Here is a 13,854-nt window from a genome sequence, read left to right on the forward strand (position 1 = left end):
CCGGCATGACCCGGGGCGGCACCCGCCCGTGGTCGCTGCGCCGCCGCCTGGTGCTCACCGGCGGGCTGATGGCGCTGGTCACGGTGCTCGCGATGAACCTGCTGGCGGTCGGCGGGTTCGTGATCTACCAGCAGCTGCGCAACCGCAGGCTGATCGACACGAACCGGCTGTACCAGGTCGCCCGGCTCGCCGGCGGCCACCAGGCGTCGCCGAACCTCGTCAACACCGACGAGGACGGCGTCGTCCTGGTCGTGCAGCCCGGCGGGGCGGTGCTCGACCGGCTCGGCGTGCACGCCGCGGCGTTCCCCGCGCCGGGTCCGGCGGTGCTGCGGGCGGCGGCCGAGGACGGGCGGTACCGGTTCTTCGGCTGGTTCTACGGTGTCGTCGACCGCGTGGAGGACGGCCGGTTCGTGATCACCGCCCGCGCGCTGGGCGGCCAGGTCGCGATCGCGGTCCGGATGGCGGGCGCGATGGCGGTACTCGACGTGGTGGTGTGCGTGCTGGCGATGGTGCTCGCGGCCTCGCTGTTCCGGCGGACGCTGCGCCCGCTGGAGTCGTTCGCCGGCACGGTGGCCAGGGTGACCGCGGGCGAGCCGGGCGGCCGGGTCGACCTGGCCGGGGTGCCCGCCGAGGTCCGCCAGCTCGGCACCGCGATGAACCGGATGCTCGCCCGGCTCGAAGCCTCCTTCGCCCGGCTGTCGGAGACCGACGACCGGTTGCGGCGGTTCGTTTCCGACGCCGGTCACGAGCTACGGACCCCGCTGACGGTGATCATCGGCTACGCCCAGCTGCTGCGCCTGGGCGTGCTCGCCGACCACGCGGCCCGCGAGCACGCGATGGTGGAGGTCGAGCGCGAAGCGCGGCGGCTGACCGCGCTGGCCGATCACCTCCTGCTGCTCGCCCGGATCGACGAAGGCCGCCCCGACAGCCCCGTGCCGGTCGAGCTGGACGTGCTGTGCCGCGACGTCGTCGAGACGGGCCGGGCGGCGTATCCGGACCACGGGATGGCCTACCGCTGCGAGGGCGAGCCGCCGGTGGTGTGCGGCGACGGGCCGTGGCTGCGGCAGGCGGTGTCGTGCCTGCTGGCCAACGTCGGCATGCACACCCCGGCCGGGACGCGCGCGGAGGTCGTGCTGCGCACCGAGGGCGGGGACGCGGTGCTCGACGTCGTCGACGACGGCCCGGGCATCGAGGAGGCGGACCGGCCACGGGTGTTCGAGCGGTTCTTCCGCTGCGACGAGGCCCGGCGGCGGCCACCGGACCAGCGCAGCGCCGGGCTGGGGCTGAGCATCGTGCAGTCGGTCGTGACGGCGTGCGACGGGACGGTCGAGGTCCGGCCGACCGAGCGCGGCACGTGGATCCGCGTCCGGCTGCCCCTGCTTCCCGGGCCTGCGTCCGCGGAACGCCGGGAGTCTTCCTCACCCCGTACATTGAAATGAAAATCATTGTCATCTAGGCTGGGACGCGTGATCTCGGGAAGCGGGCATGCGGCAGGCGAGCGCGCCGTCGCCGGTGCCGATCTGGACGGCCTCGCCGCGCTGGTGGACCGGCTCGACGCCGTGGCGTTGCTGGCGATCGTGTTCACCCTGGGCCGCCACGGCCTGACCGGGTCGCACGACCTCGGCGAGATCTACGCGGCCACGAAGGTCGCGCCCCGGCACCGGCGGATCGTCCGGCGGTGGCTGCGTGCGCTGGTCGCCGAAGGCCTCGCGGCCGAAGAGGACGGCCGGTACCGGCTGCTGCGCGAGGTCGGCGCCGCCGAGGTCGAGCAGGCCCGCGCGGAGCTGGACGCCGCCGCGCGCGGGCTCGAGCACGGGTCCGGGCTCGCCCGCTTCTTCCAGCTCACCGTGTCCTACCTGCCCGAGCTGCTGCGTGACGAGATCTCCCTGCAGTCGCTGCTGTTCGCCGACGGCGACCTCGACGTCGCCGACGACGTCTACCAGCGCAACGTGGCCAGCCGGTACGCCAACGCGGCCGCCGCCGCGGTGCTCGCCGACCTGGCGCGCCCCGGGCTGCGGGTGCTGGAGATCGGCGCGGGCGTCGGCGGCACGAGCGCGGTGGTGCTGCCCGCGCTCGCCCCGCACCGCCCGGACTACCTCTTCACCGACGTCTCGCGGTTCTTCCTCTCCTCGGCCAAGGACCGCTTCGCCGCATACGACTGGGTCCGCTACGGCCTCTTCGACGTCAACGGCGACTTCGCCGCCCAGGGTTACCTGCCGGAGTCGTTCGACGTCGTGCTCGCGGCGAACGTCCTGCACAACGCCCGGCACGCGGGCGAGGTCCTCGCCGGGCTGCGCAAGCTGCTCGCCCCGGGCGGCGCGCTGGTCTTCGTCGACACCACGGTCGAGCACCACCAGCTCATGACGTCCATGCAGTTCCTCATGTCGCCGCCGCCTGCCGACCCGGACGCAGACTTCACCGACTTCCGCCGCGGCACCGACCGCATCTTCCCGAGCCGCGAGGAATGGCTGGACTCCTTGCGCAGCGCGGGTTTCTCTCCCGCGTGCCTCCCGCCACCCGGGCACCCGCTCGGCCGGATCGGCCAGTACCTGTTCGTCGGACGCGTCTGACGTTCCCCCTCCGCTGCCAAGGAATGGTTGATGAGTGAACCCCTCGCCGTCGTCGGTTTCGCCTGCCGGTACCCCGGTGCACCCGACGCGGACGCCTTCTGGCGCCTGCTCGCCGAAGGCCGCGAAGCGCTGACCCGGTTCGACGACGCGGAACTCGCGGCGCGCGGGGTCCCGGAGTCGTTGCGGCGCAACCCGTCGTACCTCCCGGTCGGCGGCCTGATCGACGACCAGGACCGGTTCGACCCGGCCCCGTTCGGCCTGTCCGGCCCCGAGGCCGAGCTGCTCGACCCGCAGCAGCGCGTCTTCCTCGAAACCGCCTGGCACGCGCTGGAGCACGCCGGGCACGCGGGCGGGCGTGACGCGGGCGTGGTCGGCACCTTCGCCGGGGCCGCGCTGTCGGCCTACCTGGCCACCAACCTCGCGCACCGGTTCGACCCGCTCGGCGGCGCCGACCCGGCCGGCAGCCTCCAGCTGCACACCGGCAACGTCGCGGACTACCTGCCGCTGCGGACCGCGCACCGCTTCGGCTTCACCGGCCCGGCGATCGCGGTCGGCGCCACCTGCGCGACGTCGCTGGTCGCGGTGCACGTCGCCGCGCAGTCGCTGCTGGCGGGGGAGTGCGACACCGCGCTCGCCGGCGGCGTGTCACTGCGGGTGCCGCAGGGGCGCGGCTACCTCGCGGTGCCGGACGGGCCGTTCTCGGCCGACGGCGTGACGCGGCCGTACTCCGCCGACGCGCGCGGGACGGTGTTCACCCAGGGCGCGGGTGTGGTCGTGCTGCGGCGGCTGTCGGACGCGCTGGCGGCGGGCGACCACGTCCACGCCGTGCTGCTCGGCTCCGCCGTGGCCAACGACGGGGCGCGGCGGGCCGGGTTCACGGCGCCGTCCGCGGACGGCCAGGCCCGCACGATCGCCGAAGCCCTCGCGGTGGCCGGGGTCGACCCGGCCGAGGTGTCCTATGTGGAGGGACACGGCACCGGAACGGTGCTCGGCGACCCGATCGAGGTGCAGGCGCTGCGGCGGGTGTTCGGCCTGGCCCGCACGCCATGGTGCGGGCTCGGCTCGGTCAAGGGCAACATCGGGCACGCCGACTCCGCCGCGGGCATCGCCGGGTTCCTCAAGACCGTCCTCGCGCTGTCCCACCGCACGATCCCGGCGTCGCTGCACAGCCGTCCGGTGAACCCGGAGCTGGGGCTGGACGGCTCGCCGTTCCGCATCGTGGCCGAAACCGAGGAGTGGGCCGCCGACGGCCCGCGCCGCGCCGGGGTCAGCTCGTTCGGCATCGGCGGCACGAACTGCCACGTCGTGCTGGAACAGGCTCCCGCACCGAAACCGTCCACAAGGGACGATCGGGCGCAGCTGATCGTCGTGTCGGCGGCGACCGCCGACGCCTGCCGCGCGACGGCCCGACGGCTGGCCGACGACCTTCCCGGCGACCTCTCCGACGCTGCCCACACGCTCGCCGCCGGGCGCAAGGAATTCCCCGTTCGGGCCGCCGTCGCGGTCGCACCGGGCGAGGACGTCGCCGCGGCACTGCGGACCGCCCCGGTGGTCACCGCGGCGGCCCGCGCGCCCCGCATCGTGTTCGGCTTCCCCGGCGGCGGCGCGCAGTACGCCGGGATGGCCGCCGGGCTGTACCGCGACGAACCCGTGTTCGCCCGTGCCGTCGACGAGCTGGCCGCGTTCTTCCCGGCCGAGGCCCGGAACGTCCTGCTCGACCCGGCGCACCAGGGTGCGCGTGATCCGGGGCTCGGGCTGCCCGCGCTGTTCACCGCGTCGGTCGCGATGGCGCGGCTGCTGGAAAGCTGGGGCGTGCGGCCGGACGCCGTGCTGGGCCACAGTGTCGGCGAGTACGCCGCCGCGGTCGTCGCCGGTGTCCTGTCCACTTCGGACGCGGCCGCGCTGGTCGCCGAACGCTCGCGGCTGATGACCGGGCTTGCCGGCGGCGGCATGCTGGCCGTCCCGCTCGGCGAGGCCGAGGTGACCCGCCTGCTCGCCCGGCACCCCGGCCTGGACCTCGCCGCGGTCAACGCCGTCGACGCCTGCGCGGTGTCCGGCGCCCGCGAGGACGTCGAACGGCTGCACGAGGAACTCGCGGCCGAGGGCGTCCGGGCGCGGTGGGTCGGCGTGGACGTCGCCGCCCACTCCCGCCTCGTCGAACCGGCGATGCCCGCACTGCGCGCGGTGACCGCCCGGCTGTCGCCGCGTCCGGCACAGATCCCGCTAATCACGACGCTGACCGGCAGCGACCCGGCCGACCCCGAGCACTGGGTCCGGCACCTGCGCGGCACGGTCCGCTTCGCCGAGGCCCTCGACACCGCACTGGGCGAGGACGCCGTCCTCGTGCAGGCCGGGCCGGGCGGGATGCTCGCGTCCCTGGCCGCCCGCCGCGGACCCTCGGTCACGACGTTCCCGCGTCCGGACGAAGGCGGCGACGGCCGCGCCGCGGCGCTCGACGCCCTCGGTCGCTTGTGGACACTCGGCGCGGACGTCTCGCCCGCGGCCCCGCACCGGCCGGGACGGCGGCGGATTCCCTTGCCCGGGTATGCTTTCCAGCGCGAGCGGTACTGGGTCGAGCCCGCGCCGCGCGTCACGGACGAAGCGAGCCCGAGCGAGCCCCTGCAGCTGCCGGTGTGGCGGCAGCTCCCGCCGTTGCCCGCGGCCGCGCCGAGCGTGCGGGTCGTGGGCGAGGGCCCGTGGGCGGACGCGCTGCGGCGCGCTTCGGGCGACGGCGACCCGGTCGCGGTCGTCGTGGAGCCGCCGGGCGGCTCCGGCGACGAGATGCAGCGCCTGGCCGACGTCGTCCTCGCCTACCGGGACCTCGGCGACCTGCCGGTGCTGCAGCTGACCGTGCACGGCGAGGCGGTCGTCGGGACCGAGGACGTCGACCCGGTCGCCGCCGGGGTCCGCGGCCTGCCACGGGTGCTCGGGCAGGAGGCCGACGTCCGGTGGCGCACCCTCGACGTCTCCGGCGAACCGGACGCGCGGGCGGTGCTCGCCGAGGTCGCGGACCTCCTCGCCGGGGAGAACGCGCAGGAACTGGCGCTGCGCGGCGGAAAGCGCTGGGTGCGGCAGTGGGAGTCGTGGCGGCCCGGCCCGCTCGGTTCGTTGCCCGCGGAACCGGTCGTCGTCGTGACGGGCGGCCTCGGCAACGTCGGCCAGGCGCTGGCCAAGCGGCTGCTGGCCGACGGGCCCGCGCACGTCGTGCTGGCGTCGCGGAACCCGCGTCCGGTGCCCGGGGTGCAGGTCGAGGCGGTGGACGTCACCGACGCCGCCGCCGTGGCCGCACTGCTGCGCCGGGTCGTCGAGCAGCACGGGCGGATCGACCTGCTGGTGCACGCGCCGGTCGTCGTCGAGCTGGCGACATTGTCCGAAGTGGACGAAGAGACCGTGCGCCGGTCGCTGGCGCCCAAGGTCGCCGGGGTGGTCGCCCTGCGCGAGGCCGTCGAAGGCTTGCCGGTGCGGACGGTGCTGCTGATGTCCTCGGCGGCCGGGACGATCGGCGGGTTCGGGCTGGGCGCGTATGTCGCGGCAAGCCGGTTCGTGGACGGGTTCGCCCACGCAATGCAGGGATCGGCGGCCACGTGGCTGGCCGTGGACTGGGACCGCTGGCGCTTCGGCACGGCGGCCGAGCGCGAGTCGGCGGCCGAGCTGACGATGCGCCACGCCCTCGACGCCCCGGACGCGATCGCGGCCCTGCTGCGGCTCGCGGCGGCGGAGGCACCCCCGGCGCAGGTCGCGGTGTCGCCGTCGGAACTCAACAGCCGGTCGCGGGCACTGGCGGCCCGGACGGTCCGGGCGTCGGCGGGCGGCCCGTCGGTGGAGAACGCCGCCGAGCGGCTCGTCGCGCAGCTGTGGAGCGAGACGCTCGGCCGGGAGGTGACCAGCCGCGAGGACGACTTCTTCGCACTGGGCGGGCATTCGCTGCTGGCGACCCGGGTGCTGGCGCGGTTGCGGGACGAGCACGGGATCACGCTGCGCCTGCGCGACCTGCTGGCCCGGCCGACGGTGGCGGGGCTGGCGGAGCTGGTGGGGGAGGCACGGGCCGAAGAGGCCGCCGACGAGACTTCCGAAGTCGTCGCGCGTCCTTCTGGCGCTCCCTTCCCGCTGACCCGCGTCCAGCACGCCTACTGGGTCGGCCGGTCGGCGGGCTACGGCCTCGGCGAGGTCGCCTGCCACTTCTACCTCGAACACCAGGCCACCGGCCTCGACATCGACCGCTACGAGCGCGCCTGGAACCGCGTCATCGCGCGGCACGAGATGCTCCGCTCGGTCATCACCCCCGACGGCGAAAACCTCGTCCTGCCCGAGGTTCCCACCTACCGCGTTCCCGTCCACGACGTCACCGGGGAAGGCCTCGAAGAACTCCGCGAACGCCTCTCCCGCCGGGTGGCCGCCCCCGACCGCTGGCCGTTGATCGAAGCCCACGTCGCCCGGCTGCCCGACGGCGAACAGCGCGTCCTGCTCTCGGTCGACGTCCTGGTCTGCGACTCCGCCAGCTACCTCGTCGTCGACCGCGAGCTACGGGCCCTCTACGCTGATCCCGACGCCGACCTGCCCGCGCTGTCCACGACGTTCGCCGACTGCGTGGCCGCGCTCGAACACCGGCGGAACGGCCGGGAACACCGCCGCGCCGCGGAATACTGGCGGGCCCGTGAGCTGCCGCCCGCCCCGCCGCTGCCGGTGCGCGAAAGCACCGGGCGCCCGCGGTTCGGCCGCCGCCGGGCCGTCGTCGGGCGGGACCAGTGGACGCGGCTGAAGGACCGGGCCGCGGCCGCGGGGGTCACGCCGACCGCCGTGCTGCTCGCCGCCTACTCCGACGTGCTCGCCCAGTGGTCCGGCAGCGACCACTTCTGCCTGACGCTCACCGTCTTCGACCGGCCGGCGATCCACCCCGACGTCGACCGGATCGTCGGGGAGTTCTCGTCGCTGCTGCTGTTCGAAGCCGACCGGCGCGGGCGGTCCGGGTTCGCCGCGCGGGCCGCCGCCGCGCAGGCACGGCTGTTCGACGACCTCGACCACAGCGCGTTCTCCGGCCTGGAGGTGCTCGCCGAGCAGGCGCGCCGCACCGGGCGGCAGCGCAACGTCCCCGTCGTGTTCACCGGCATGCTCGGCCTGGACACCCTCGGCGGCGAACCGCACGACACCGAATGGCTCGGCCCGGTCGTGCACGGCGTCAGCCAGACCCCGCAGGTGTGGCTCGACCACCAGGCCTACGAACGCCACGGCGAGCTGATCCTCCAGTGGGACGTCGCCGAGACCTCCCTCGACGCCGCGGAAGCCGATCGCGCGTTCGCCGCCTACGTTGCCTGGCTGGAGAAGCTGGCCGACGCCGACTGGGCCACCGCGGAACCCGACGAGGGCGACCCCGTGCGGGACGCGCTCGCCGCGATCTGGGGCGAGCTGCTCGACCTCGACCCCGCGAGCATCGCGCCGGACACGTCGTTCCTCGCCGCGGGCGGGGACTCGCTGCTCGCCGTCCGGATGGCGTCGTTCCTGCGGCAGCGGCTCAACGTCGTGCTCGCGCCCGCCGAGATCCGGGCCGAGGCGACGCTGGCCGAGCTGGCCGCCGTCGTCCACGCCCGCTCGGCCGGTGGCCCGGCGCCGCGGGCGCTGGCGACCCGGGTCGGCCGCCGGCTCGACGCCGGTGCGCCGTTCGGGCTGCTTCCGTTGCAGCAGGCCTACTTCGTCGGCCAGCAGGGCGGCTGGGAGCTGTCCTACGACTCCGCGCACGTCTGCACCGACGTCGCCCTGTCCGAAGTGGACGCCGACCGGGCACCCGCCGCGCTCGCCGACGCACTGCGCCGCGTGGTGGCCCACCAGCCGATGCTGCGCGCGCGGATCCTGCCCGACGGCACCCAGCGCATCCAGCCGGACGCGGAGATCCGCCTCGACGTCGTCGACCTGCGCGACGGCGACGAAGGCGAAGTGCTGGCCATCCGCGAGCGGATGGGCACGCACGGGCCCGACCCGGTGACCGGGCCCGGCCTGGAAATGCGGCTGGTCCTGCTGCCCGGCGGCCGCGGGCGGCTGTTCACCTCGTTCAGCCTGCTGGTGATGGACGGCTGGTCGGCGGCGCTGTTCGAACGTGAGCTGCTGGCCTACGTCGCCGACCCGAACACGGTCCTGCCGCCGCTGCTCGTCGACTTCGGCGACTACGCGGCCGCGCTCGCCGAGATCCGCGAGGGCGAGGAGTGGGCCGCCGACCGTGACTGGTGGTGGCAGCGGCTGGACTCGCTGCCCGCCGCGCCCGAGGTGCCGTTGCGCGCTCGGCCGCGCGACGTCGCCGCCACGCTCATGGCGGCGCGGGAGTCGCGGTTGCCGTCGCCCGCCTGGGAGGCGCTGCGTGCCGAGTGCGCCCGCCGCGAGCTGACCCCGACGGCCGTCCTGCTCGCCGCCTACGCCGTCGCGCTGGCCGGTGCGGCCGGGCAGAGCCGGTTCCTGCTCAACAGCCTGCAGGCCAACCGGCTGCCGCTGCACCCGGACGTCGACCGGATGATCGGCGCGTTCTCCTCGACCGCGCTGCTCGGCATCGACCTCGGCGACGGCGGCGCGTTCACCGCACTGGCCCGCGGGGTGCAGGGCGAGCTGACGCAGTCGCTGGCGCACAACCTGATCAGCGGCGTCGAAGTCGCCCGGGAACTCGCCCGGCGGCGCGGCAGCACGCGGCCGGTGGCGCCGTTCGTCTTCCAGAGCACGCTGGGCATGGACACCGCCGTCGGCAGCGAGCGCCCGGAGACCGCCGGGCCGCTGGGCCGGGTCGACGCCGGCGACTACGCCCAGCACATCCGGACCCCGCAGGTGTACTTCGAGCTGCGGGTGTTCGAGCTGGTCGGCGAGCTGGTGCTCAACGTCGCCGTCGTCGAGGACCTGTTCGGCGCCGAGCTGGTCGACCGCGTGTTCGTCGACGTCCTGACCCGGGTGCGCGAGCTGGCCGCGGGCCGCGGCTGGGACGAGCACGTCGGCCTGTCCGGCACGGCCGCGGTTGCCACGGTCGAGGACCGCGGTGCCGCTCAGCCGGGTGCGCCGGCGGGGGAGACCGAGCAGGCGATCGCCCGGCTCTGGGCCGACCTGCTCGGGGTGTCCGAAGTGGACCGGTCGGACGACTTCTTCGCCCTGGGCGGGGATTCCCTGCTCGCCGTCCGGATGCTCGGCAGGCTGCCGGGGCCGTCGGTGCCGCCGCGGGAGTTCCTCGCCGACCCGACCGTCGCCGGGCTGGCCCGTGCCCTGCACGCGGACGACGCCGTCGCCGTCCCGCTCAAGCAGGGCACCGGCACACCGCTGTTCCTGCTGCACCCCTCCGGTGGTGACGTCCTCTGCTACACCGAGCTGACGCGGCGCCTCGACGCGCCCAACCCGGTGATCGCGCTGACCGACCCGGGCCTGGTCGACGGCGTCGGCCCGGAGGGCATCCCCGAGATGGTGCGGCGGTACCTGCGGGTCATCCGGGCTCATCAGCCGCACGGGCCGTACCTGCTCGGCGGCTGGTCGATGGGCGGGACGGTCGGCCACGAGGTCGCCTGCGCGCTGCGTGCCGAGGGCGAGGAAGTCGCGCTGCTGCTGATGATCGACGCCAACAGCCCGGAGCGGATCGTCGCGCTCGAAGGCCTCGACGCCGGGGAAAGCGAGGAGGAGACGCGGCTGCGCTACCTGCGCTCGGTCGAGTCGTTCCTCGGCTTCGACTACGGCGACGGGCTCGGCGCGGAAGCCCTGCGGCGGCGGCTGGAAGCCGACGGTCTCACCGTCGACGAAGAGCGGTTCGAGGTGTTCGCCCGCCACCTGCGCGGCCTCGCCGACCACCACGCGAGCGTGCTCGACGAGACCGTGCCCGTGCTGCTCCTGCGCGCGGGCGTGGTGTCCCCGCGCAACAGCCGGATCGGCATGGGCGTCGACGACTCCTTCGACGAACCCGATCTCGGCTGGCGGCCGCACGTCGCGGGCGAACTCACCGTCGAGGAGGTCGACGCCCACCACTACACGATCCTGCACGACCCCGCCGTGACCGTGGTCGCGGCCCGGATCTCCGCCGCGCTCGAGAAGACAGGACTCTGACTTGCTGCCCAACTGGCTCTACACCCAGAACCTCCTCCCGGTCGGGACCGCCGCGGACGCGGCGAACACGACCGTGCCCCGCGCGGAGGTGATCGAGCGGCTGCTGGCGAGCCCGCTCAACGGCGCGCTGCGCCGCGGCGGTGCCTGGGAACAGACCGGCCGCGCGCTGGCCGCGCTCGGCGCCGTGTGCCCGGAGACGGCGGTCGCGTTCGCCGGTCACCTGGCCGAGCAGTACCGCCGCACGCGGCTGGGCCTGCCGCTCCCGCCGGGCCTGCTGACCGGGACGCCCGAAACGGAGGCGGACGACCGGCCTGGCACGCAGCCCTACCTCGTGCAGGCGGCGCTGCTCGCGTCGGCGGCGGTCGGGATCGCCACGACCGCGGTGCGCGCGAAGCCCGACGGTGCCGCGGCCACCGCCGTGCTCACGGCGCAGGCGGGCATCCTGCGGGTGCTGAGCATGCTCGACGTCCTCGGCATGTCCGGAAAGGACACCGGCGGCACGGTGTCGGCGAGTTTCCACACCGTGGTCCGGGGTTCCGTGCGGCTGCTGGAAGCGGGCTGCCCGGACGTCCACGTCGTGACCGGCCACCCGGTGCTGCGCGACGAGCCGTGGCAGGACCGCGTCGAGCTGTCGCTGACCGGCGACTGGAGCGGGTTCGGGGGTGCGGCGTGAACCGGGAGCTTTCGCGGCGGGCCGCGCTCATCCTCGGCGGCGGGCTCGCGCTGGCCGCGTGCGGCAAGTCCGCCGGCACGCCGTCCGGGACGCCGTCGAGTGGCGGCACCCTGCGCTACGGCACGGTCGCCGCGGGCGGCGCCACCGCCGTCACCGACCCGCACGGCGCGCTGTTCAACGAATCCGACTGGGTCCGGATGGCCGCGCTCTACGACGTGCTGTGCGTGCCGGGCGAAAACGGCGAGGTGCTGCCGCGGCTGGCGACCGCGTGGAGTTCGTCGCCGGACGCCACCCGCTGGCGGTTCGAGCTGCGGGCCGACGCGGTGTTCACCGACGGCCGCCCGGTCCGCGTCCGTGACGTGCTGTACTCGCTGCGCCGGATCGCGGCGAAGGCGGCGGCCAACGGGGCCCGGCTCGGCACCGTCGACATCGGACGGTCCACAGGGGACGGAAATGTCCTGGAACTCGTGACGAGCCAGCCGGACGCCGAACTGCCGCGGACGCTGGCCGGGGTGACGTTCGTCGTCCCCGAGGGCACCGAGACGTTCGACAACCCGGTCGGCTCCGGCCCGTTCAAGCTGACGCGGGCCGACGCGCAGGGCATCGCCCTGGTGCGCAACGACCGTTGGTGGGGCGGCCGGACACCGCTCGACGGCCTGGAGATCCGCGGGTTCGCCGACCCGCAGGCCCTGTCGGTCGCGGTGGTGTCGGAGCTGATCGACGTCGCCGCGAACGTCAACCCGGCGACGGCCAAGACCGCCGAGCGCACCGGGCGGCTCACCGTCACCTCGCGTCCGGCCGCGCTGACGTATCCGCTGCTGATGCGGCTGGACAAGGCGCCGTTCGACCGGCCGGAGGTGCGCCAGGCGGTGAAGCTGGCGGTCGACCGGCAGGCGCTGGTCGACACGGTCCTGCTCGGCTACGGCGCGGTCGGCAACGACGCGCCGGGCCCGTCCGACCCGTCGTACCCGCGTGATCTGGCCGCCCCCGCGCGTGACGTCGCCAAGGCGCGTGCGCTGGCGGGCGGGCCGAGCGTCGTGCTGAACACGACCACGGCGTACCCGGGCATGGTGTCGACGGCCACCGCGGTGGCCGGCCAGCTGCGCGAGGCGGGGATCACCGTCGAGGTGCGCCAGCACCCGGCGGAGACGTACTGGACGCAGGTGTACACAGTGGAGCCGTTCTGCGTCGGGTACACCGCGGACCTGCCGTTCCCGGTGTGGGCGCGCCAGACGGCGCTGAGCACGTCCAGCTACAACGAAACCGGCTGGAAGGACCCGGCGACCGACCGCGGCTTCGCGGCCGCGATGGCGACCACCGACCCGGCCCGCCGCACCGAGCTGCTGCGCGGCATCCAGCGCCGGATGGCGGCCGAAGGCGGCTGGGTGGTGTGGGGCAGCGCGGCGTCGCTGACGGTCGCGGCGCCCTCGGTCCGCGGGCTGCCGACCGGGAGCGGGTTCGCGCGGATCTTCCTGGACGGCGTGTGGCTGCAACCCTGACCCGGGCGGTCGTCACGCTGGCCGCGGTGGTGACGGGCGTCTTCCTGCTCACGGCGTTGCTGCCGCAGGACGCGGCCCAGGTACTGGCCGGACGCCAGGCGGACCCGTCCCGGGTGGCGGCGCTGCGCGCGGAGCTGGGCCTGGACCGGCCACTGTGGACCCGCTTCTTCTCGTGGCTGGCCGGGTTGTCCCAGGGAGACCTCGGCCGGTCCACTATGGATGGACGACCGGTCGGCCCGGTGCTGGCCGAGCGGCTGGGGGCGAGCGCGCTGGTCGTCGTCCCGGCATGGGTGCTGGCGGTGGTCTGCGGAGTCCTGGTGGCCCTGGTGGTGGCGCGGCGGCCGGCGGGCTCGTCGGCCGTGGCGGCGGTTTCGGCACTGCCGGAGGTGGTGCTGGTGAGCGGGCTGGTACTGGTGTTCGCCACGGGCCTGGGCTGGCTGCCCGCGGTGTCGCTGCTCCCCGTGGGCGGCTCGGCCTGGGACGCACCGGAGGTCCTGGTGCTGCCGATCCTGGGCCTGGCGATCCCATCGGCGGCCTGGCTGGCCCGCGCGGTCCGCGGCCCGGCGGCGGACATCCTGGCCCGGCCGTTCGTGGTGGACGCCCAGCTGCGCGGAGTCTCCCCGGCCCGCGTGGCGCTCCGGCACGTGCTGCCCCACCTGGCAGGCCCGGTAGCCCAGGCAGCGGCGATCCTCGCCGGCGCGCTGCTGGCAGGGACGACGGTGGTCGAGTCCCTGCTGGCGTACCCCGGGTTGGGGCAGCTGCTGGCAACGGCGGTGGCGAGCCGCGACGTCCCGGTGGTCCAGGCGGTGGCCCTGGTCGACGCGGTGCTGGTCCTGGCGGCGGTTCTGGCCGCGGACGCGATCGCCAAGGCGGGAGCCCGGTGACCCTGCGCGCCGAACAGAGTGTCCTGAATGACTCATTCAGGACTTCCGGTGACCTGAATGAGTCATTCAGGACTCTTCCTCGCGCCGGAACAAGAGCCTGGCCGGCGGTCATGAACGAGTCATTCACGGGGGCGGATGACATGAACGAGTCGTTCACGTCACCGGATGACATGAAC

General features: G+C 74.9%; 6 protein-coding genes. All 6 read left to right on the forward strand.

Translation table 11 applies throughout. The features are described from left to right. Positions 1–5: 5 nt before the first annotated feature. The 6 genes from ABJI51_RS03155 to ABJI51_RS03180 are packed head-to-tail and all read left to right on the forward strand — an operon-like array spanning position 6 to position 13,678. Positions 6–1,439 (forward strand): sensor histidine kinase, encoded by a 1,434-nt coding sequence (locus ABJI51_RS03155; protein WP_348947384.1) that lies wholly within the window; start codon positions 6–8, stop codon positions 1,437–1,439. Positions 1,440–1,466: 27 nt separating this feature from the next. Further along, positions 1,467–2,570, forward strand: a complete 1,104-nt coding sequence (locus tag ABJI51_RS03160) for a class I SAM-dependent methyltransferase (RefSeq protein ID WP_348947385.1) — start codon at positions 1,467–1,469, stop codon at positions 2,568–2,570. 30 nt (positions 2,571–2,600) lie between these two features. Continuing rightward, the gene (locus tag ABJI51_RS03165; RefSeq protein WP_348947386.1) at positions 2,601–10,622 is read left to right on the forward strand and encodes an SDR family NAD(P)-dependent oxidoreductase; all 8,022 of its coding nucleotides are present in this window, start codon (positions 2,601–2,603) and stop codon (positions 10,620–10,622) included. 1 nt (position 10,623) lies between these two features. Further along, positions 10,624–11,295: a hypothetical protein gene (locus ABJI51_RS03170; RefSeq protein ID WP_348947387.1), complete on the forward strand. Its 672-nt coding sequence runs from the start codon at positions 10,624–10,626 to the stop codon at positions 11,293–11,295. Further along, positions 11,292–12,794, forward strand: a complete 1,503-nt coding sequence (locus tag ABJI51_RS03175) for an ABC transporter substrate-binding protein (RefSeq protein ID WP_348947388.1) — start codon at positions 11,292–11,294, stop codon at positions 12,792–12,794. The genes ABJI51_RS03170 and ABJI51_RS03175 overlap by 4 nt, the downstream gene beginning before the upstream one ends. Then, positions 12,779–13,678: an ABC transporter permease gene (locus tag ABJI51_RS03180; RefSeq protein ID WP_348947389.1), complete on the forward strand. Its 900-nt coding sequence runs from the start codon at positions 12,779–12,781 to the stop codon at positions 13,676–13,678. Before ABJI51_RS03175 ends, ABJI51_RS03180 begins: the two co-directional genes overlap by 16 nt. Positions 13,679–13,854 lie beyond the last annotated feature (176 nt).

This window comes from Amycolatopsis melonis, assembly GCF_040064235.1.
GTDB lineage: Bacteria > Actinomycetota > Actinomycetes > Mycobacteriales > Pseudonocardiaceae > Amycolatopsis > Amycolatopsis melonis.

Bases quoted from the DNA above. Each gene is read 5' to 3' on its own strand.
- ABJI51_RS03155 (WP_348947384.1), top strand. From the start codon at position 6: ATGACCCGGGGCGGCACCCGCCCGTGGTCGCTGCGCCGCCGCCTGGTG.
- ABJI51_RS03165 (WP_348947386.1), top strand. From the start codon at position 2,601: ATGAGTGAACCCCTCGCCGTCGTCGGTTTCGCCTGCCGGTACCCCGGT.